21 protein-coding genes and 1 pseudogene are annotated in these 21,307 nt (G+C 61.2%); 15 read left to right on the forward strand and 7 right to left on the reverse strand.

All coding sequences use genetic code 11. From position 1 onward, the window contains the following. Positions 1-3: 3 nt before the first annotated feature. On the forward strand, positions 4-348 hold the full coding sequence (locus DWF74_RS01200; protein ID WP_181433961.1) for an MmcQ/YjbR family DNA-binding protein: 345 nt from the start codon (positions 4-6) through the stop codon (positions 346-348). Here the strand turns inward: DWF74_RS01200 and DWF74_RS01205 are convergent. Next, positions 345-767: a DUF1294 domain-containing protein gene (locus tag DWF74_RS01205; protein WP_115580092.1), complete on the reverse strand. Its 423-nt coding sequence runs from the start codon at positions 765-767 to the stop codon at positions 345-347. The two genes, DWF74_RS01200 and DWF74_RS01205, sit on opposite strands and share 4 nt — an antisense overlap. Then, positions 764-1,594: an undecaprenyl-diphosphate phosphatase gene (locus DWF74_RS01210; RefSeq protein ID WP_115580093.1), complete on the reverse strand. Its 831-nt coding sequence runs from the start codon at positions 1,592-1,594 to the stop codon at positions 764-766. Before DWF74_RS01210 ends, DWF74_RS01205 begins: the two co-directional genes overlap by 4 nt. A gap of 385 nt (positions 1,595-1,979) precedes the next feature. Here DWF74_RS01210 and DWF74_RS30880 point away from each other — a divergent pair. The 10 genes and pseudogenes from DWF74_RS30880 to DWF74_RS01255 form a co-directional block, all read left to right on the forward strand. Then, a pseudogene (locus DWF74_RS30880) lies at positions 1,980-2,666 on the forward strand (cache domain-containing protein); the annotation flags it as partial. 123 nt (positions 2,667-2,789) lie between these two features. Continuing rightward, positions 2,790-3,524 (forward strand): methyl-accepting chemotaxis protein, encoded by a 735-nt coding sequence (locus DWF74_RS30885; protein WP_430757481.1) that lies wholly within the window; start codon positions 2,790-2,792, stop codon positions 3,522-3,524. 88 nt (positions 3,525-3,612) lie between these two features. Beyond that, the gene (gene pnuC, locus DWF74_RS01220) at positions 3,613-4,176 is read left to right on the forward strand and encodes a nicotinamide riboside transporter PnuC (protein ID WP_115580094.1); all 564 of its coding nucleotides are present in this window, start codon (positions 3,613-3,615) and stop codon (positions 4,174-4,176) included. Further along, positions 4,173-4,697: an AAA family ATPase gene (locus DWF74_RS01225; RefSeq protein ID WP_102863510.1), complete on the forward strand. Its 525-nt coding sequence runs from the start codon at positions 4,173-4,175 to the stop codon at positions 4,695-4,697. The genes pnuC and DWF74_RS01225 overlap by 4 nt, the downstream gene beginning before the upstream one ends. 334 nt (positions 4,698-5,031) lie before the next feature. Continuing rightward, positions 5,032-5,484, forward strand: coding sequence for a hypothetical protein (locus DWF74_RS01230; RefSeq protein WP_115580095.1), 453 nt, complete (start codon positions 5,032-5,034; stop codon positions 5,482-5,484). Position 5,485: 1 nt separating this feature from the next. Continuing rightward, positions 5,486-6,064: an adhesin gene (locus DWF74_RS01235; protein WP_102863508.1), complete on the forward strand. Its 579-nt coding sequence runs from the start codon at positions 5,486-5,488 to the stop codon at positions 6,062-6,064. Positions 6,065-6,127: 63 nt separating this feature from the next. Continuing rightward, positions 6,128-7,123: a heme utilization protein gene (locus tag DWF74_RS01240; protein ID WP_115580096.1), complete on the forward strand. Its 996-nt coding sequence runs from the start codon at positions 6,128-6,130 to the stop codon at positions 7,121-7,123. Between the two features lie 64 nt (positions 7,124-7,187). Beyond that, a complete protein-coding gene (locus tag DWF74_RS01245) occupies positions 7,188-7,868 on the forward strand; it encodes a C39 family peptidase (protein WP_102863506.1) in 681 nt (226 codons plus the stop codon). A gap of 49 nt (positions 7,869-7,917) precedes the next feature. After that, complete coding sequence (locus tag DWF74_RS01250; protein WP_115580097.1) at positions 7,918-8,652, forward strand: hypothetical protein; 735 nt, start codon at positions 7,918-7,920, stop codon at positions 8,650-8,652. Positions 8,653-8,706: 54 nt separating this feature from the next. After that, positions 8,707-10,002, forward strand: a complete 1,296-nt coding sequence (locus DWF74_RS01255) for a hypothetical protein (RefSeq protein ID WP_102863504.1) — start codon at positions 8,707-8,709, stop codon at positions 10,000-10,002. A 69-nt stretch (positions 10,003-10,071) separates the two neighbouring features. On the opposite strand, the gene DWF74_RS01260 is transcribed toward DWF74_RS01255, so the two are convergent. After that, positions 10,072-11,397, reverse strand: a complete 1,326-nt coding sequence (locus DWF74_RS01260) for a sigma-54 dependent transcriptional regulator (protein WP_102863503.1) — start codon at positions 11,395-11,397, stop codon at positions 10,072-10,074. 353 nt (positions 11,398-11,750) lie between these two features. On the opposite strand from DWF74_RS01260, the gene DWF74_RS01265 reads away from it, so the two are divergent. Further along, positions 11,751-12,017, forward strand: a complete 267-nt coding sequence (locus tag DWF74_RS01265) for a hypothetical protein (protein WP_102863502.1) — start codon at positions 11,751-11,753, stop codon at positions 12,015-12,017. Positions 12,018-12,200: 183 nt separating this feature from the next. On the opposite strand, the gene DWF74_RS01270 is transcribed toward DWF74_RS01265, so the two are convergent. The 4 genes from DWF74_RS01270 to paaY form a co-directional block, all read right to left on the reverse strand. Next, entirely contained in the window at positions 12,201-14,348 is a 2,148-nt protein-coding gene (locus tag DWF74_RS01270; protein WP_115580098.1) for a phosphocholine-specific phospholipase C, read from the reverse strand. Between the two features lie 241 nt (positions 14,349-14,589). Further along, the gene (locus DWF74_RS01275) at positions 14,590-15,600 is read right to left on the reverse strand and encodes an adenylate cyclase (protein ID WP_102863500.1); all 1,011 of its coding nucleotides are present in this window, start codon (positions 15,598-15,600) and stop codon (positions 14,590-14,592) included. A gap of 185 nt (positions 15,601-15,785) precedes the next feature. Continuing rightward, on the reverse strand, positions 15,786-16,709 hold the full coding sequence (paaX, locus tag DWF74_RS01280; RefSeq protein ID WP_102863499.1) for a phenylacetic acid degradation operon negative regulatory protein PaaX: 924 nt from the start codon (positions 16,707-16,709) through the stop codon (positions 15,786-15,788). Between the two features lie 64 nt (positions 16,710-16,773). After that, positions 16,774-17,367, reverse strand: a complete 594-nt coding sequence (paaY, locus tag DWF74_RS01285; protein WP_115580099.1) for a phenylacetic acid degradation protein PaaY — start codon at positions 17,365-17,367, stop codon at positions 16,774-16,776. Positions 17,368-17,815: 448 nt separating this feature from the next. Here paaY and paaG point away from each other — a divergent pair, with 448 nt between their 5' ends. The 3 genes from paaG (at position 17,816) to paaA (ending at position 21,282) form a co-directional block, all read left to right on the forward strand. Beyond that, the gene (paaG, locus tag DWF74_RS01295) at positions 17,816-18,607 is read left to right on the forward strand and encodes a 2-(1,2-epoxy-1,2-dihydrophenyl)acetyl-CoA isomerase PaaG (protein WP_102863586.1); all 792 of its coding nucleotides are present in this window, start codon (positions 17,816-17,818) and stop codon (positions 18,605-18,607) included. Between the two features lie 188 nt (positions 18,608-18,795). Beyond that, positions 18,796-20,115 (forward strand): phenylacetate--CoA ligase PaaK, encoded by a 1,320-nt coding sequence (gene paaK / locus DWF74_RS01300; protein WP_102879242.1) that lies wholly within the window; start codon positions 18,796-18,798, stop codon positions 20,113-20,115. Positions 20,116-20,292: 177 nt separating this feature from the next. Continuing rightward, entirely contained in the window at positions 20,293-21,282 is a 990-nt protein-coding gene (gene paaA, locus DWF74_RS01305; RefSeq protein WP_115580101.1) for a 1,2-phenylacetyl-CoA epoxidase subunit PaaA, read from the forward strand. The last annotated feature ends 25 nt before the right edge of the window (positions 21,283-21,307 follow it).

Raw genomic sequence — 21,307 nt, forward strand, 5'->3', positions numbered from 1 at the left:
ACCCTGAATGAAGAGCAAGTGGCGCAATTCTGCCTGGGCCTGCCAGGCGCGCGGGAAGACTACAAATGGGGCGGCGTGCGGGTGTTCTCGATTGCCGGCAACAAGATGTTTGCGTTGCAGAACCTGCGGGGCGAGTCCCTGGCCTTCAAGGTCGACCGGGAACTGTTTCTTGGCCATGTCGACCGTCCGGGCATTGCCCCGGCGCCCTACCTGGCCCGGGCTCACTGGATCATCATGCACAGCCCCTACCCGTTGGGGGCCGATGAACTCAAGGCCCTGCTGCAAGCGTCCCATCAATTGGTGGTGAGCAAGCTGCCCAAGCGCACCCAGGTCGGCCTGCTGCTCTAGAACAGGCTCAGCAGACCGCTTTCCAGGAACAACCGATCAATCCAATAGACCTGATGCAAGGCCACGATCAGCCAGAACAGCGTCTGATAGGACACCTTGCGGGTCTTGTGCCGCAACAGTTGCTGAGCCAGCAAGGCACCGGGCCAGCCACCGGCCAGCTCCAGAGCGTGCAGGACCTTCTCCGGCGTGCGCTGCCCCTGGGCCCTGGCCCGGCGCTTGTCGTGCCAGTACAGCAGGAAGGTCAACAGGCTGACGGCGCCATAGGCGACCAGGGGGATGATCGAGATTGCTCGCCACCACAGGGATAACGAGCCGAACAACGGCAGTGCGCACAGCAGGCCCCCTACCAGCAACTTGAGCTTCAGGTTGTGGATGTGCGCGCCACTGCCGGCGCGCGGTTCGCTGCGGCCCGTCGTCACGGCTTAACTGCCGTCCAGTCGACCCAACCGAACTGCCAGGTCGCCAGGATCAGCAGGCCGAAGGCAATGCGATACCAGGCAAACGCCGCATAGCTGTGGCTGGCAATGAACTTCAGCAGGCCCTTGACCGCGATCATGGCAAAGATGAAGGCCGTGACGAAGCCGATGGCGAACACCGGAAAATCATCCGGCTGGAACAGGTCGCGGTACTTGTAGCCGGAGTACACCGCGGCCCCCACCATGGTGGGCATCGCCAGGAAGAACGAGAACTCGGTGGCGGTCTTGCGCGACAGGCCGAACAGCAGCCCGCCAATGATGGTCGAGCCGGAACGCGAGGTCCCCGGGATCATTGCCAGGCATTGGGCGCAACCGACCTTGAGCGCGTCCTTCCAGGTAATGTCGTCCACCGTCTCGGCATGTACCTGATGCTGCCGGCGCTCGGCCCACAACATGATGATGCCGCCAACCACCAGGGCCGAAGCCACGGTGATGGGGTTGAACAGGTAAGCGTGAATCAGGTCGGCGAAGATCACCCCCAGCACCACCGCTGGCAGGAAAGCGATCAGCAGGTTGACGGTGAAGCGCTGGGCCTTGGGTTGGGTGGGCAAGCCCAGCACCACATCGAAGATCTTGCGCCGAAATTCCCAGACAACCGCAAGAATCGCCCCCAGTTGAATGATGATGTTGAAGGCCATCGCCCGCTCGCCCCCGAAGTCGAGCAAGTCGGCGACGATGATCTGGTGCCCGGTACTGCTGATGGGTAAAAACTCGGTCAGGCCTTCGACAATCCCAAGTATCAATGCCTGCGCGGCGGTCCAAAAATCCATCAATCCCCCATAAGGCGATGCTCCAGGCATGCCTCTTTTTTAAGTATTCAAAGCCATTGCTGCGACGAGCGTAGCCGAGTTTTCGGCGCCCATAAGATCAACACAAACCTATGAAAATTCTGTGAAAAATTCAGAAAGGTTCAGGTTTTGCGTGAAGGCGCCGAAATCCTAACAGACAGGCGCAAAATGCGCCTGTGGTGTTATTGGACTTCCGTAGGGTTGGCGCTCGAAGGCAGGCGTGCTTGGATGCTCACGGCCTTTTATGACAAGAACAAGAATCTGGAGTGACCGGATGATGAATAGCTTACGCAAGATATCCATCAGTCAGCGTTTGTGGCTGATCCTGATCGTGGCGGTGCTGACCCTGGTGACCCTGGGCGTGATGATGCTCAAGCAGATTCATGGCGACCTGTACCAGGCCAAGGCGCAGAAGACCCAGCACGTGGTGCAGACCGCCGCCGGCGTGCTCACTTACTACCAGGGCCTGGAAGCCGCCGGCAGCATGAGCCGCGAACAGGCGCAGAAACAGGCGCTGCAGGTGATTCGCGGGCTGCGCTACAACCAGAACGACTACTTCTGGATCAACGATCTGACGCCGGTCATGATCATGCACCCGGCCAACCCCAAGCTCGACGGACAGAACCTGGCGGCAGTCAAGGACCCGGACGGCTTCGAAGTGTTCAACGAAATGGTGGCCCTGGCCAAGTCCAAGGGCGCCGGCATGGTGGACTACCGCTGGCCCAAGCCCGGGGCCGAGCAGCCGGTGCAGAAGACCTCCTATATCCAGCTGTTCCAGCCCTGGGGCTGGATCATCGGCTCCGGGATCTACATCGATGACCTGCAACAGGAGTTCTATGCCCAGGTACTGCGGGCCTCCTCTGTCGGCCTGGTGATTGCCCTGCTGATGGCGGGCCTGGTGGTGCTGATCGTGCGCAGCATCGTCAGCCCGCTGCGCGAGACCGTTCACGCCATGGCCAATATCGCCAGCGGCGAAAGCGACCTGACCCGCAGCCTGGATACCCATGGCCAGGATGAAGTCACCGAGCTGGCCCGACACTTCAACGGTTTCACCGCCAAATTGCGTGGGGTCGTGACGCAGTTGCAGACCAGCGCCGCGGCCCTGGAACAGTCCTCCAGCGAGCTGGGCAGCAATGCCGCCGAGGCCCAGGAGCGCAGCCAGCAACAGTCCCAGCAGATGGAACAGGTGGCCGCAGCCATCAGTCAGGTCACCAGTGGCGTTCAGGATGTTGCGAAGAATGCCGAGCACGCCGCCAGTGAAGTGCGCGAGGCCGAAGCCCAGGCCCAGCAAGGCCAGGTCAATATCGACGGCAGCCTGCAGCAGATCGATCAGCTGTCGAGCGCCATCGATCAGGCGGTGGAAGTGATTCGCACCCTGGCGGCAGAAAGCACCCAGATCGGCACCGTACTGGAAGTGATCCGCTCCATTGCCGAACAGACCAACCTGCTGGCCCTGAACGCCGCCATCGAGGCGGCCCGGGCCGGGGAACAGGGTCGGGGTTTTGCCGTGGTGGCCGACGAGGTGCGCCTGCTGGCCCAGCGCACCCAGCAATCGACCGCAGAAATCCAGGGCATGATCGAGCGCTTGCAGAATCACTCGGAAGCGGCGGTCAAGGTGATTGGCGACAGCAGCCGCGCGTCGCAGTTGACCATCGAGCAGGCGGGCCTGGCCGGTACCAGCCTCAATGCCATCGGCCAGGCGCTGCGGACCCTCAACGGCCTGAACGCCTCGATTGCCAGCGCCACCCTGCAACAGGCCCATGTGGTGGAAGACATCAACCACAACGTCGGCCAGGCGGCAGGCCTGTCCCAGGGCACCGCTCTGGCGGCCCAGCACTCCAGCGCCGCCAGCCGCCACCTCAAGGAGCTGTCGGAACAGCTCAATGGCCTGCTGCGTCAGTTCCGCGTCTGAGTCACTTCAGGGTCTGGGCCCCGGGCTGACGCCCAAGGCCCAGACTGGGTACAATCCGCCCCCTCCTCCACTTCCCCAAGGAACCGCCATGTCCGGGCTTGAACTGTTTGCCGCTGCGCTAGGCGTCATCGCCGTCTGGCTGACGGTTAAACAGAATCCCTGGTGCTGGCCCATCGGCCTGGTCATGGTGTTGCTCTACAGCTGGATTTTCTACGAGGTCAAGCTCTATTCCGACATGCTGTTGCAGGTGGTCTACGCCGTGCTGCAGCTCTATGGCTGGTGGCAGTGGACCCGTGGCGGCGACCAGCATCAGGGGCGCCCGGTCAGCCAGTTGCAGCCCGGCGGCTTGCTCCAGGGCCTGGCCCTCGGCGCACTGGGCAGCCTGATGCTGGGAGCGGCCATGGCCCACTGGACCGATGCCGCGCAACCCTGGCTCGACGCCGCCCTGACCGCCTTCAGCCTGGTAGCCCAATGGTGGATGGCGCAGAAGCGCGTGCAATGCTGGCCGCTGTGGATCGCCGTGGATGTGATCTTCGTGGGTCTGTTCATCTACAAGGAGCTGTACCTGACCGCGGCCCTCTACGCCCTGTTCACCCTGCTGGCGGTCCAGGGCTGGCGCACCTGGCGCGCCGACCCGGCGTTGCAGCCGTGAAGGTACTGGTGCTGACCGGCCCCGAGTCCAGTGGCAAAAGCTGGCTGGCGGCCGAGCTGCAAGCGCACTTCGGCGGCATCCAGGTGGGTGAGTACGTGCGCCACTTCATCGAGCAGGAGTGCCGCGATACCTGCCTGGCGGACATCCCCGAGATCGCCCGTGGCCAGTTGGCCTGGGAAGACCAGGCCCGGGCCCGGCAACCCGCCCTGCTGATTCTCGACACCCACCTGCTGAGCAACCTGCTGTGGAGCCGGACCCTGTTCGGCGACTGCCCGCCGTGGCTGGAAACCCAGTTGCTGGCCCGGCATTACCACCTGCACCTGCTGCTGTCCCCGGAGGATGTGGCCTGGAGCGACGACGGTCAGCGCTGCCAGCCGCAACTGGCGCAGCGTCAGGCTTTCTTCGACGCCACGCAGCAGTGGCTGGACCTGCACGCGCAGCCTTATCGGGTCATTCGCGGCGATTGGCAGGAGCGCCGGCAGCAAGCCTTCGCCCTGGTTCGGCAACTGCTGCTGGACTGATCCCGCCGCAGGTGCGCGCCACCCCGCAGAGTGTCCATTCCTGAAACACTCCCCTGGCGATCAGGCCGCCATTTTCGGGGGCGGCGCCCACTGTCGGCGAAACTGTTGCGCCACTGATACACCCCCGCAGCAACCCTTGTTCCAGAGCATTGTCCCGCTTATGGCCAATGGCCGTCGGTGGCGCCTGTCTCAATCCTGAAACACCTGCTGCGCCCTTTCCCCCCAGCATTTTCCCAACCCATTGATTCTTCGCAAGAAATCAAAAGCGGCACGGCTTCTGCTCTCTCCCTCTCAACGCTGACTAGGGCCAGCACTGAGAAGAAGGAATACCGCCGTGGGGACTCTGAACAAAAGTTTCACCCGCCTACTGCTGATCGGTTGTGCCGTCAGCGCGGTGTCCAGTCTTCCGGTTCTGGCGGCGGGCAATGGCGAGATCATCATCCAGCGCACCTTACAGGCACAGCCCATTGGCCGTGCGCCTCTGCAGAAAGACCCCAATCCGATTTCGGTCAATACCAACCCTTCGGCGTTGGTCAATCAGATGACCGGCAATGAAATGACCGATGGCGATTTTGCCGGCATCAGGACTGGCGCGCTGATCCGCGGCACCGTGCTGTCCGGCAACAGCGGTGTACCGGGGATGAATGTCCTGAGCAACAGCAATGGCCATGGCCTGCCAGGCATGGCAGTGGGTCATGGTGGCGGTGCCGGGGCCAGTATTTCCGGCTCGATCAATCGGAGCATCAACACCGGCATGGCTCCCTTGAAAAATATCGGGGGCCAATAAGATGAATCACTCAGTCCTGTTCCTTGCCTTGCTCGCCTGCTCCGGGGCCATGGCCGACTCCGCCAATCAAGCCGCCGCCACCTCCAGCATCCAGAACTCCGGCACCGGCTACACAGGCAACTTCAACGTCAACCAGGCCGCCGGCGACCAGCAACAACAGACCAACGTGCGGGCCATTGCCATCGGCACCAACGCCACGGCCACCACCAGCGTCAACCAACGCATCACCACGCCAGCCGACCGCTCGGTCAATACCAGCAGCACCATCGGCGGCAACTCTTTCAGCAACGGCAGCGGCGCACTGGGCGTGAACCAGTCGGCCGGGGCCAACAACCAGATGGCCAATGCCCTGCGGATCAGCATCAGCGCCAATCCGCAAAGCATTGACGACAGCGCCCTGTCCCAACAGAACGTGGCGCTGTTACCAAACTCGGGAGCAACTGGCGCTCAACAAGGCAGCCGCCAGGTCGTTACCAGCGACCAGGCCTTCACCGGCAGCCGTGGAGTGATTCAGGTGAACCAGAGTGCCGGGGTGGGGAACCGAATGGCTAACACCCTGAGCATACGGGTCGCAGATTGACCCCTCGTAGTGCAATTAGAAAGTACCAACACTTAACCAACTAATAAGCACCGGAGAAACACCATGAAACCTACAATGGCTCTCAAACCACTGGTTTTCGCACTGGCCGCAGTCATGGCAATGGCCGCCCAGGCAGGTGGAAATAACAACGGTCACAACGGCGGTCATGGCAATGGCCATGACGATCATGATAGAGGTCCAGACCTCGGCACTCTGCTGCAAATCACCGCCGGGGCCGGTGCTGCAGTGATCGACGTGCAGACCAGCACCTCCAACGTGGTGAAAAACCAGGGCACCAACAACAACGCCAAGATGGACAACTCCCTCAACAACTCCAACGGCAACATGGGCGCCAACGTCGCCGCCGGCGACGGCAACCAACAAGACAACGCCGCTGCTCTGGCAACCGCTGACGAAAGCTTCATCTTCGGCAGCGCCGTGGCGGCTTCCAGCGCCACCCAGATCAATAGCAACAACCATGTGAAAAACTCTTCGACACAGAACAACGCTGTGTTGAACAACTCCGGCAACAACGGTTCCGGCAACATCGGCATCAACGTCACCGCCGGCAACTTCAACCAACAGAAAAACAACCTGGCCATCGCCGTGTCCGGCGGCCGCGTGGCAACCGCAGCAGCGGCGGCCAACCAATCTTCGACCAATCTGGTCGTAGAGAACAAAGGCGTCCAGGCCTACAAAAAAGACACCCTCTCGGGCGGCTTCGTGGCCTACGGCACCTATAAAGGCACCGGCAGCGGCAAGATCGAAGGCGACGATCATCACGGCGGCGGCTATGGCAACAACAACCGCGGTGGTGGCCACGACAACGACGATCAAAAATTCACCTTCAAGGAACAAGGCACCATCGAACTGGCTGGCTACTGGACCCAGCAAGTGCTGACCAAAGACGGCTGGAAAAACCCAGTGGTCAACAACGCCAGCATGACCAACTCGATGAACGGCTTCTCCGGCAACGGTGGCGCCAACGTCTCGGCCGGTGTGGGCAACCAACAAAGCAACTCGCTGTCCATCGCCGCTGGCTGCAAAGCCTGCATGTAATCGCGATCGTAACGAAAGCCCCGGAAACGGGGCTTTTCCACAGTCCGACTCAGGCGTAACGATCATGCGTACTGCGATCCTCTCCCTCCTGCTGTGTCTCTGTGTTCCCGTTGAGGCTGCACAGATGGCCGTCGCCGGCCTGCCCGGTGGCAACCTGATCTTCAAACAGGTGCAGAGCGTGCGTGAACGCAAGTTCAGCGACATCGTCGAGCAGAAGACCGACTTCAGTTGCGGCGCCGCCGCGCTGGCGACCGTTCTGCGCCAGGCCTACTGGCTTGATGTCGATGAGGAGCACGTCATCAAGGGCATGCTGGTCAATTCGGATCAGAATCTGGTCCGCACCCAGGGCTTCTCCATGCTCGATATGAAGCGCTACGTGGAAAGCATCGGCATGCGCGCCCGAGGCTACCGGATTCCGCCCGACAAGCTCGAAGCGGTGACCATTCCGGTGGTGGTACTGATGGACATTCGCGGCTACAAGCACTTCGTGGTGATGCAGCGCGCCCAGAAAGGCTGGGTCTACATCGGTGATCCGGTGTTGGGTCACAAGCGTTACACCCATGAAGATTTCGTCAAAGGCTGGAATGGAATCGTGTTCGCCATCATCGGTCCCGGCTACGACAAGACCAACGCCTTGCTCGACCCGCCTGCCCCGCTGACCGCGAAAAACAAGCTCGATGGATTCTACCCGGTCAAAGACTCGGACCTGATGGACTTCGGTTTCATTCAGAGCGACTTCTTCTAGGAGCCCGAACAATCATAAAGGAGCAGGACGCTCCGGGAGCAGCAAGCAGATGAAGACTTCATACTGGCTGGCCGCCGCTTGCCTGGCAGCAGCTCTTCCAGCCCATGCTGGTTTCAAGCCCGAACTTATCCAGGATCAGGAATTATCGCAGTTACGGGGCCGTTACGTGATGCCGGGGCGGATTATCAGCTTCGGCATCGTCATGAGCAGTACCTGGCGCAACGCCAGCGGTGACCTGATCGGTGCGACCACCTCGCTGCAGATCCAGCAAGCCACCATCAAACCGGAATTCTACGTCTCCACCATCACCCAGACCGGTGACGGCACCACGCCGCCCCCAGGCACCGGCAATGTGATCGGTGGTGCAGGCCTGGCCAGTGGCCAGGGCGTGACACAGAGCGTGAGAGCCGCCGGGGATGGCAATACTGCCTACAACAACATCAGCATCAATGTCACAGAGGCCAACCAGGCGCCCGCCTTGGCCGCTGGCGCCGGCCAGGCCTTGATGAGCGGCCAGACCATCACCGGCAGCAACGCCGCCGGTAGCGTGGCGGTATCGGCCCTCAATGGCGGTATCCAGATGGCGATACAGGCCAACGGCAATCAGGGCAGCGCCCTGCAGCAAGTGGCCCAGGGCAATCTGTTGCAGAACACCCAGTTGATGGGTAACAGCAACCTGGTCAACAACCTGACTCAACTCAATGTGGTGCTCAGAAACAACGGGCCGAGCAACGGTGTTTTGGACTGCAACCTGACAACGCTCGACGCTCTACGCAAATTCTGATCTTGAACTACGCTGATTCTCGACCATTGGGGTTCAAAAGGGACGGTTTATTTCATGTATCGATCGGTTTCACTGCGCGCTGTCATCTGTTTAAGCACTCTATTTCCAGCGGCGCTGGTTCAAGCCGCGCCGGATGCCGATGTAGAGACCCTGAAACGCGAACTTCTGGAGCTCAAGCAACGTTACGAAGTGCAGCAGAAGGCCCTGGCGGTACTGGAGCAGCGAGTCCGGCAGGTAGAAGATCAACCCGCGGCACCACCGCCCAAGCGCCTGGCCAAATCGCCAGCCGATCTCAGAGGCAATCAACAGGTTGCCGGCACTGGCGCCGCAGCGGCGTCCGGAGGAGCAGCCGGGGGCGCTTCCTACGGTCAGTCGCTCAAGGATGATTCGGCTCCGGCCCAAAGCGTCAGCAACCTGTACGACGAGGCCAGTGGCTTCTTCGGTGGCGGCAAGTTCAGCGTCGAGACCGGCTTGACCTACGCCCGCTACGACGCTCGGCAACTCACGGTCAACGGCTTCCTTGCGCTGGACTCGATCTTTCTCGGCAACATCAACCTGGACCGGATCAAATCCGATACCTGGACCCTGGACCTGACCGCTCGCTACAACCTCAACAACCGCTGGCAATTCGACATCAACGCCCCCGTGCTGTATCGCGAGTCCACCTTCCAGTCCGGTGGCGGCGGCGGTGCCGGCACCCAGACCACCGAAGAATCGGTGACCCGTGACCCGACATTGGGGGACGTGAACTTCGGCGTGGCTTACAAATTCCTCGACGAATCGGAGTTCTGGCCCGACGCCGTGGCCACCTTGCGAGTCAAGGCCCCCACCGGCAAGGAACCGTTCGGGATCAAGCTGGTGCAATCCGCGGGCAACAACAACCTGTACGTGCCTGAAAGCCTGCCGACCGGTAACGGTGTCTGGTCGATCACCCCCGGGATCTCCCTGGTCAAGACTTTCGATCCGGCGGTGCTGTTCGGCACCCTGGCCTACACCCACAACCTGGAAGAGTCGTTTGACGACATCAGTTCCACGGTTGGCAGCAAGACCCCTGGCAAAGTTCGCCTGGGCGACAGCTTCCAGATCGGCGCCGGTGTGGCGTTCGCCCTCAACGAGAAGATGAGCATGTCCTTCTCGGTGTCCGACCTGATACAGCGCAAGAGCAAACTCAAGCAGGATGGCGGCGATTGGCAATCGGTGGTTTCCAGCGACGCCAACGCCGGTTACTTCAACGTCGGCATGACCATTGCGGCTACCGACAACCTGACCATTGTGCCCAACCTGTCCATCGGCATGACCGAGGACGCCCCGGCCTTCACCTTCAGCCTGAAATTCCCTTACTACTTCTGATCCACCGGCAGAAACGCCAAGGCCCGCAGCGATTCCCCAATCGCAGCGGGCCCTGGCGTTTTTGCCGCCCTAGCGGATCTGGTGTTTGTGCAGCAAACGGTAAAAAGTCGGACGCGAGATGCCCAGTACCCGGGCGGCAACGCTGAGGTTGTCACTGTGCCGGTTGAGCACGTCGCACAGGGCCTGACGCTCGGCGCGGTGCTTGTAGTCCTCCAAGGTGCCCATGGGCAGTTCCTGGGCTTGCAGGCCTTGCAAGCCCAGATCACTGGCCTGAATCTGTCTGCCTTCGGCCAGTACCAGTCCCCGGCGCACCCGGTTGGCCAGTTCGCGGACATTGCCCGGCCAGTCGTGCTTGCCCATGGCCACCAGGGCGTCCTCACTGAAACTGCGTGGCCGGCGTCCGGTTTCCTGGCTGTAGAAGTGGGCAAAGTGGCTGGCCAGCATCCCCAAATCGCCATGACGCTCACGCAGTGGCGCGGTAATCACCTGCAGCACGTTCAACCGGTAATACAGGTCCTCACGAAAACGACCGCTGGTGATGGCCGCCTCAAGGTCCACGTGGGTCGCAGCCAGGACCCTGACATCCACCGGTATCGGCTGGCTGCCGCCTACACGCTCGATGTGCTTTTCCTGCAGGAAGCGCAGCAGATTGGCTTGCAGCTCCAGCGGCAGATCGCCGATCTCATCGAGGAACAAGGTGCCGCCATGAGCCGCCTCGATGCGCCCTACCTTGCGTTGGTGCGCCCCGGTAAAAGCCCCCTTTTCATGGCCGAAGAGTTCGGACTGGATCAGGTGTTCGGGAATCGCCCCGCAGTTGATCGCCACAAATGGCTTGTCGTGACGCTGGGACTGGCGATGCAGGGTACGCGCCACCAGCTCCTTGCCGGTGCCGCTCTCGCCGCGGATCAATACCGGCGACTCGGTGGGCGCCAGCTTGCTCAGCAGCTTGCGCAGGTCGCGGATGGGCCGGCTGCTCCCCAACAACTCGTGCTCGGGCTGGTCCACATGGACCGCGCCCTGGCCCCTGAGGCGGGCCATGCCGAAGGCCCGTCCCAGGGTCACCTGGACCCGGGAGACGTCGAACGGCAGGGTATGGAAGTCGAAAAACCATTCGCAGACAAAGTCACCGACCTTTTGCAGGCGCAGGACCTCCGGACTCAGCACCGCGATCCACTCGGTGCCGCTGTGGCTGATCAGGTCCTTGACCGCTTCCGGACGCTCCAGGTGAAAGGGTTGCAGGCGCAGCAAGCCGACATCGCAGGAGCGCTCGCGGGCAGACTCCAGGTCACAGCTGTCCACATCCCAGCCGATAGCACGCAGCCCGGGCAGAAGACGATGGCAGTCATCACAGGGGTCGACCACCAGCAAGCGGCGCTGCACGGGAGCTTCGAGCATGACTGGTCCTTGGCGCCAAAAGAGGGAAAAGTTATTAGAAACAGTGGTTTGGCAAACCTGGCTGTAACGTTAGCAAGAACTTGACGCTTGAATGTATCAATTGCTTATAGCGCTGCTTACCAAAGGAACTAAGGCGCTACCAGAACTTCGTCCCGAGCGACTGATTGTCGCAGTCATTTTTTAAGAACCCCGTAACTAATGGTGTTGTCACAGGGCCCACGTACGAAAGTTGTAAAAACTTGTTTTTCAGTGTGACCCGATCACTACCTCAGTGCATCAGTACAAGTGACCAGCCGAACGGTAAGCCCAACCGACGGCACATCATCTGATTGGGCACATAGAGAGAAGACCCCATGAACGCCCCGCTCCGTAGAAACGAAGCACTTTTGATCGCCGACCGCGCATTCAAGCCTTTTCAATGCGTGGCCTGGGCCCCACAGGACGGGAACGGCGAGCTCAGCCTGAGCGTCATCGACCGTACCAGTACCCGTATCGGTCACACCCAGATTCCCAGCAGTGCCTACTCCGATCCAGCCCAACTGGAAGACCTGCTCAAACAAGCCCGCGCTGAACTGAGCCAGGAAGGTTATATCTTGCAGTCCTGGGCCATGCCCAAGTAAGTGATGCTGTTAGCGGATCACCCGAACAGGTGATCCGCTATTTAGGCAAAACAACTAAGCACGCTATCTATTTTTCCCTCGCAGCAACTTTTATCTGTAGCGTAGTGGTTGTTTTCGCTAGTGCAGAAGCTGCACCTCCTCGCTATTTCCAACTAGTGTCCCTTGTGCTTCATCGATGCCCTCTCAGGGCCGCCCCATCAGCGGGTCACTGATACTGTGTGCCCCGGTTTCCAGTCGTCCGGCTACCCTGCGCAACCAGCCTGCGTCACTGCGCAGGGTCAAGTCATACCAGCCACCGCTGGACTCACAGGCGAAAACCTGGCGCACCTCTGCTCCCCCAGGCACGACCAGGGTCCATGGCCCCTGTTGGGTATAAGGGCAGCGATCGATAGTGACCGATACCCCATGCACACCCGGATTGCTCAGGGTGAATTGCAGTTGGTTATTGCTGGACGTCACCAACAGCTCAGGCTGGAGCTGTTGCAGCTGGCCGCTGAAGCTGCGGTGGAAGCCATTAGGTCCCAATACCCACAGCTGGTAGCGCTCCACCACGGGCCAGCTGTCCTGCAGCGCCTTGCCGGCCTCCACCGTGTAGCGCCGCGGGATATCGCTCAGGTGCAGGCCGTCGTAGACATGCAACACCGCGCCCTGCTCGCCAGTGTTCTGCAGGCTCAGGGACAGGGTCTTGGCCTTGGGGTCCACCTGGCTATCGACATGCAGACGATAAGGCAGTGCCCGTGAAGGTCGGGCCAGCCGCGGCTGGTGCGGTGGCAACTGCTGGCTGGCCAAGGGTAGCGGCACCTGGAGCAGCTTCTCCTGGCGCTGGCGCAAACCGTCGGCGGCCTGCCGGGTGGTGGTCTGCAGCGCCGGTAATGGCTCATGGTTGGGGTCGACGAAATTCAACGCCGACGTCAGGTCGCCACATACCGCCCGCCGCCATGCACTGATGTTGGGCTCGCGCACGCCAAAGCGTTTTTCGAGAAATTGCAGCACCGAGGTGTGATCGAACACCTGGGAATTGACCCAGCCTCCCCGGCTCCAGGGAGACAGCACCAGCATCGGTACCCGCGGCCCGGGGCCATACACGCCGCCATCGGGCAGCGGTTGCTGGGTCGAACCGGGTGGCGCCGGATGCTTGAACAGTTCGCTGTCGAAACCCAGCGTGGACTTGCCGGCAAAGCTGCCATCCTGACGCTGGGAAGGTGCCGACGGCGACGGCATATGATCGAAGAAGCCATCGTTTTCATCGTAGGTCAGTAACAGCACGGTCTTGCTCCAGACCTCGGGATTGCCAGTCAACGCCAGGAGAATCTCCTGGGTGAACCAGCCGCCCTGGACCGGACTCGATGGGCCGGGATGCTCGGAATAGGCGGCCGGCGCCACAATCCAGCTGACCTGGGGCAACTTGCCGGCCTGCACGTCATTGCGAAATCCACCAATGATCGCCTCCAGATTGCTGCCGCTGCTGGCCGGCAAGGTATTGCCATTGCCCTTGTACAGCGCAGCGACGGCGTTCAAGGCATCGCTGTAAGGCACAAAGGCATTGAAGTCCTTGGGCGGTTGGGCCGGATTGCCCACCTGTACGCTGGCGGCGCGGTACTGACGAAAGCCGGCCAGGGGGTTGTCGCCGAAATTGTCCGGCAGGTGCTGGTAAACCTTCCAACTGACACCCTGCTCTTCCAGGCGTTCGGGATAGGTCTTCCAGCTGTAGCCGACGTTTACCGCACCCGGGCCATCCCATTCGTTGACCACCGCGGCGACCTTTGCCGCGCTCGGGCCGTTGCTGCCGGTCCAGAGAAACAACCGGTTGGGGTTGGTCCCGGCGTGTACCGAACAGTGATAGGCGTCGCACAGGGTGAAGGTGTTGGCCAGGGCGAACTGGAATGGCAGCTCCTGCTCACGGTAATAACCCATGGACGTCGCTGTCTTGTGGGTCGGCCAGGCACTCATGCGGCCGTTGTCCCAGGCCGAATGGGCATCCACCCATGAATGAGGCGTGCCACTGACGCGCTGGGCGTTGCCTTTGCTGCTGTCCAGGTGATAGGGCATCACCAGCCGGCCCTTACCCTGTTGCTCCCAGACCGTGCGCTGACCGGGCAGTGGAATGGTAAAGCGGTCGCTGAAGCCCCGTACCCCGGGAAAAGTACCGAAGTAATGATCGAAAGAGCGATTTTCCTGCATCAGGATCACTACGTGTTCGACATCCTTGATCGTCCCCGTACGGTTATTCGCCGGTATGGCCAGGGCTTGGCGAATAGCCAGGGGCAAGGATGAAAAAAATGAACCGATAGCGGCCGCTTGCAATAGCTTCCTGCGTGAAAGACTGGGCATGGGTCTTTGAATCCTTGTGGTTGCAGCGCGATATATGACGCTGCAAGCAAAAGTATTCATTTCAAATAACAAGGCAGTGACATTGCCATTGCAATTACATCAAGCCGGTATTGCCCAGACCTGAGACTTCGCAAATAGACCATTTTTTCAAAGTTGCAAAAGAATGTTTCATGAAGAAAACACCCGAGCCTGCAAACTTGTCATCAATGGCCAGGTCCAGAAACAATATCGACCCGTTGCCTTACTGAAGATTGTCCGCCACTTCATTGCGTTGAACCCGCAACGGATTGAACGCCAGCCGGATAAACTGCGGGTCCCGCGCGAGTTTGTAGTCCGGACCGACAAAGTACTCCTTGGCCCCCGGATCATGCTTGCCGAGATATAGAATCCAGGCGGTTGTAATACCGGCGAACTCGTTTTCCCGGACACTGCGCACCGGACTGAAATGGGTGGCGTTATGGGCCGTGGCACTCCATCCCGGCACCGCCTTGATCAACCCGCCCTGCCAGAGCCGCGGCCAGGCCCAGGCCGGCACCACCACATCCGCGGCCCCGGTAAGCACCAGGGTTGGGGTCTTGACGGTGGAGCCCAGGCCTATGGGCCCAGGTTCGATGGGCAGCGAGCCGATGTAGCGCAGCTGTGGATCGATGTCCTGCAAGGTGCCAGGCAGCAGGCTCGACGAGAGGATCGACGCCCCGCCGCCAGCGGAGTGCCCCGCCACTATGGTGCGAGACAGATCGACCTTGCCGAACAACGCTGAGGTTGGGTCCTGGTTGAGCTTGCTCAGCTCAAGGGCACCCAGGACATGCATGGTGGGCGCGGTATTGATGAAGTCGGAGGAGATGATCACGATAAAGCCGTAACTCGCCCACAGCCTCATCAAATCGGTGTATTGCCCCTGATTGGAAAGGATGCCGCCAACAAAGTTGACCACCGGCAACTTGTCCAGATTCCTTATATTGCTCGGGTAATAAACACTGGTGGAAACCGGACTGGCAAATCCATAGGGAAAGGACGAATTACATTGAACGCTGTTGTCCAGCAGCATGATCCTCGCCAATACACCCAACAGACCGCGACAGTCACTCAAGACCGCATTGGTAGTGACCTTGTACGGCCCTGGAGACTTGGCATATTGATCATTGGCCAGCCCCAGTGCCGGAACAAGTTGCGAGGCACCGGCCAGACTCCCAAAAGCAACTAAGACTCCAGCCAAACATAGTTGCACTGCCACCTTGCGTATCGATCTCATTGATAGTTCCTTTATCTGCCTGCTTTCCCTGCAAGACCGGATACTCCCTCTGGCCGTGCACTCACTACTGCCAATCACCTGAACTTCATCTCACTGCAACAAGCCTGAAACACTCAGCCTTAGTTGCCCAGCGGACTCTGGCGACCCTAGAACAAGACAAATTCCAAGGTCAATCCTTATTCAAGCTAGAGCAGCCCACCGAAGCGCCGATAGAAGCTTTCCCCCACATCCGGTAGCGGTCCATCAGCGCTCTCCAGAGCCGTGGCCAGCCACTCCTCAGCCTTGGCCTGGATCAAGCGATAGATGTTGCGACACAGCTGGCGCGCTGCACGACCCTCCCAATCGCCGGGAAGCAGTTCGTCCGGCAACTGCGGGTCGCGCAGCAACAGCTTGCGGTACTCATGAATCAGCAGCAGGCGAGCCAGGAAACAGTCGGATGGTTGCAACTGCTCCTGCTCGCGCAGGGCCTGCCAGAGGGGGCGAAACAGTTGGATGAATTCACTGTAATGGGCTGCCAGTTCGTCAATGTTCCAGCTCTCGCGCACCTGCTGGCGCAGGGCTCTGGAGCCGAGCACGTCCTCGGGTGCAGTGGCAAAGACAATGGTGTCGTCCTGGGCACCAAGCTCCAGCAAGGTGGCATTGATATCGGCGCGATCGCTGCGCGGGCACGCCAGCATCAGCGGCGACATCGCGGCAAACCCTTGCCACTCCAACTCTTCACGCACTTGCTTGCGCAACTCCGGTTGCAATTGTCCGAGCATTACCAGGCTCCAGGAACCATCCCAGGCCGGCACACCGGCGCTATAGACCCGCTTGAACGCCTTGTCGAATCGCCGGCGACCGGCCAGGGTCAGGCTGTAGTAACTGCGGCGCCCGACCTTTTCGGCAGTCAGCCAACCCTCCTTGCTCAGGCGAAAGATCGAAGTGCGGATCAGCCGCTCGTTGATCCCCATGGGCTCCAGCAGTTGAATCAGGCTGCCCAGCCAGACGGTGCCGCCATGGGGTTCGATGGCATCGCCGTACAGGGTGATGATCAGCGAACTGGCGCGGATCGGGGTCTGCTCCTGAAAGCGTTTGATCAGGTGGTTCAGTGGCGCTAGGGACGACATGGGCGTACCGGAAAAAAAGGAAGGAATATAGCCGGTTTCAGGCCGTCGCAGCGGCCCGGGGTGTTCATTGGCCGGCCTTGGGACGAAAGCCGCCGTCGGCGATTCGCGGCCGATCAACCTCGACCCGAGACAGCGGCTCACAGACTTGCATCTGCTCCAGGCAGCGACGGGTCAAGTGCTGGTACTCCCGAGTGCCGGCCAGCTTCCAGGCCACTTCCTCGTCGCTCAACTGACGCGTGACCCGCGCCGGCGCGCCCATCACCAGCGATTGCGGCGCGCATTCGAAACCGGCCTTGACCAGCGCCGCCGCCGAAACGAAGGAACGCGGTGCAATGAAGGCGTTGTCCATCACCACCGCATTCATGCCCACCAGCGCGTCGGCGCCAATTCGGCAACCGTGCAACACTGCGCCATGGCCGACATGGCCATTGCGCTCCACCACCGTGTCGCTATCGGGGAAACCATGCATCACGCAGGTGTCCTGCAGATTGGCCCCCTCTTCGAGGACAATCCGGCCAAAATCCCCCCGCAGGCTGGCCAGGGGGCCGACATAGCAACGGGGGCCGACTATCACATCGCCGATCAGCACCGCCGAAGGGTGCACATAGGCACTGGGATCGACCACCGGAATCAAGCCATCAAGGCTGTAGCACGTCATGCTGCTTCCCTCTCTGATCAGCAGAAACTGCTGTTGTTGGAGCGGCTGGGGGGCGCTGCACTTGCCCGCGAATACAACGCCGAGAATGCACGACGCCACCCAATCCAGGATACCGATACAACGCGGACGGCATTTTGTATCAGGTTATTCTCGGTACACAACCGTTCTCCAAGACACAGGCCTGGCTCGCCACAGGCGCCACAACCCGCAAAGCATAAAGGATACGGCCTCAATTACCGGCCCAAGTCAGCATTCCGTCGACCTTCCGCCCCGAATAGAACACAGCTGAAGCCGAAAGATAGGACACATTAACAATCCATTAACCTTGATTTTATGTATCACATTGGCGATATACTCGGCGAAAACCGGCTCCCGGGCCGACCCGACAATCGAGCCGGCAACCGGCCGCATCACTCCGAGGACATCCACCATGCCTCAACACCCGACCATGAACTTTGCCACCATCCTGTTCTCCATCAGCGAGGGCGTCGCCCTCCTCAGCCTCAACCGTCCCGAACAGCTCAACAGTTTCAACCCACAGATGCATGGCGAGGTGCAGGCGGCCCTCAAGCACGTGCGCAACAACCCCGAGGTGCGGGTCCTGCTCCTGACCGGCGAAGGCCGCGGCTTCTGCGCGGGGCAGGACCTTGGCGAGCGCGACGTCGCCCCCGGCGATGCAGCGCCTGACCTGGGGGAATCCATCGAACAGTTCTACAACCCGCTGGTGCGTGAGCTGCGCGACCTGCCATTGCCGGTGATCTGCGCGGTCAATGGCGTGGCCGCCGGCGCTGGCGCCAACCTGCCCCTGGCCTGCGACCTGGTGCTGGCGGCGCGCTCCGCGAGCTTTATCCAGGCCTTCTGCAAACTCGGGCTGATTCCCGATTCCGGCGGCACCTGGCTGCTGCCACGGCTGGTGGGCATGGCCCGGGCCAAGGCCCTGGCCCTGCTCGGCAACCGCCTGAGCGCCGAACAGGCCGAGCAATGGGGACTGATCTACCAGTGCGTGGACGACGCCTTGCTGCGCGATGAAGCCCTGAGCCTGGCCCGACACCTGGCGACTCAACCCACCTATGGCCTGGCGCTGATCAAGCGCAGCCTGAATGCCAGCCTGCACAACAGCTTCGACCAGCAACTGGAGCTGGAGCGCGACCTGCAACGCCTGGCGGGACGCAGCGAAGACTATCGAGAAGGTGTCAGTGCCTTCATGGACAAGCGCCCTCCTGTGTTCAAGGGGCGCTGACATGGCCCCGCTGCGTCGTACCGCAGAAACTGCCGCAGTGGGTGCCGGGGCGTGGGCACCACCCTGATCCTCCAGAGGCGCCAGCCCGCGCCTGCAGAACTCCCCGCAAGCCCTTCGTGCCTCTTGCGGGTCATGCACTCAGAACCCGCAGTGACGGGTTGAACGACAACAACAATACGAGTGACACCATGAACATGCCGATAGCCAGAACCGTGCCCGAAGCGCCGCTGGACCCGATGGAAACCGCCAGCATCGACCACTTGCGCCAGCATCAGCTGGAGCGCCTGCGCTGGAGCCTGAACCACGCCTACGCCAACGTCCCCCTGTATCGCCAGCGCTTCGACGCCCTGGGCGTGCACCCCCAGGACATCCAGCGCCTGGAGGACCTTGCCCAACTGCCCTTCACCACCAAGTCCGACCTGCGGGACAACTACCCCTACGGCATGTTCGCGGTGCCCATGCAGGAGGTGGTGCGCCTGCATGCCTCCAGCGGCACCACCGGCAAGCCCACGGTAGTGGGCTATACCCGCAACGACATCGACACCTGGGCCCAGGTGGTGGCCCGGTCGATCCGCGCGGCCGGCGGCCGGCCCGGCGACAAGGTGCATGTCTCCTATGGCTACGGCCTGTTCACCGGCGGCCTGGGGGCGCACTACGGTGCCGAACGCCTGGGGTGCACCGTGATTCCCATGTCCGGCGGCCAGACCGAGAAGCAGGTGCAACTGATCAAGGATTTCCAGCCGGACATCATCATGGTCACGCCGTCCTACATGCTCAATATCGCCGACGAGATCGAACGCCAGGGCCTCGATCCCCACAAACTGGCCCTGCGCCTGGGAATCTTCGGCGCCGAACCCTGGACCGACGAACTGCGCAGCGCCATCGAGCAGCGCCTGGGCATCCGCGCCCTGGATATCTACGGGCTGTCGGAGATCATCGGTCCGGGAGTGGCCATGGAATGCGCCGAGACCCGCGACGGCCCGACCCTCTGGGAGGATCATTTCTACCCCGAAATCATCGACCCGCTGACCGCTCAGGTGCTGCCCGATGGCGAAATGGGCGAGCTGGTGCTCACCTCCCTGAGCAAGGAGGCACTGCCGATGATCCGTTACCGCACCCGCGATCTGACCCGCCTGCTGCCGGGAACGGCGCGGCCCATGCGGCGCATCGACAAGATCACCGGGCGCAGCGACGACATGCTGATCATTCGCGGGGTCAATGTGTTTCCCACCCAGGTGGAGGAGCAAGTGCTCAAAGCCGTGCACCTGGCCCCCTGTTACGAGATCCATCTGTATCGCCACGGCAACCTCGACAGCGTCGACATTCACGTCGAGCTCAAGAGCGAGCATCAGCAACTGGGGGATGAACAGCAAAGGGCCATCTGCAGCGAGCTCAGTCGCCACATAAAGACCCATATCGGCATCAGCTCGCGTATCGTTTTACAGCCCCCCTTCAGCATCAAGCGTTCGGAAGGCAAGGCCTGCCGCGTGGTCGATCGCCGCAAATAGCGTTGCCGCAAGCATTGGAGCCCCGTCATGACGGGGCTTTTTTTCGCCTGCCATTCAAGTTGTGAGGCAAAGCGATACAGAAACAAACATGACACGCTATTTTGTGTTTGATATTTATTTATGTATCACATATAAACATTCACAGCCTCACCCACACCTGCAACCCGGGAGACACTCATGTACGCACAGCTGGTAGAGACGGGGATCAAGCGCATCAAGCCGCTGGCAGAAATGTCCGAGCAGGAGCGCACCTTCCAGGAAAAAATCGACGGGGAAATCAAGATCGAGGCCAAGAACTGGATGCCCGATGCCTACCGCCAGACGCTGATCCGGCAGATCTCCCAGCACGCCCACTCGGAAATCGTCGGCATGTTGCCCGAAGGCAACTGGGTCACCCGCGCCCCGAACCTCAAGCGCAAGCTGCAACTGATGGCCAAGATCCAGGACGAAGCCGGTCACGGCCTGTACCTGTACAGCGCCATGGAAACCCTGGGCGCCGACCGCGACGAGGAAATCGCCAAGCTCCACAGCGGCCGGGCCAAGTATTCGAGCATCTTCAACTACCCGACCCTGAACTGGGCCGACATGGGCGCGGTGGGCTGGCTGGTGGACGGTGCCGCCATCGTCAACCAGGTGGTGCTGCAGCGCACCTCCTACGGCCCCTACGCCCGGGCCATGGTGCGCATCTGCAAGGAAGAGAGCTTCCACCAGCGCCAGGGCTACGAAATCCTCCTGACCATGATGCGCGAGGGCAACCAGGCGCAGAGGGAGATGGTCCAGGACGCCATCAACCGCCTGTGGTGGCCGGCACTGATGATGTTCGGCCCCAGCGACGAACACTCCCCCAACAGCGCCCAGTCCATGGCCTGGAAAATCAAGCGCCAGAGCAACGACGAACTGCGCCAGCGCTTCATCGACCAGACCATCCCGCAACTGGAATTGCTGGGCTGCACCTGCCCCGACCCGGAGCTGAAGTGGAACGCCGAACGCGGCCACTACGACTTCGGCGAAATCCAGTGGCAGGAATTCTACGAGGTGCTCAAGGGCAATGGCCCATGCAACCAGGAGCGCCTGGAAACCCGCCGCCGGGCCATCGACGACGGCGCCTGGGTGCGGGCCGCCGCCGTGGCCCACGCCCAGAAGAAAGCCAACAAGAACGCCGCCTGAGCGCGCCTGCCTGATCCGGAGTCAA

The sequence above is a fragment of the Pseudomonas protegens genome (assembly GCF_003363755.1).
In the GTDB taxonomy this organism is placed as follows: Bacteria; Pseudomonadota; Gammaproteobacteria; order Pseudomonadales; family Pseudomonadaceae; genus Aquipseudomonas; species Aquipseudomonas danubii.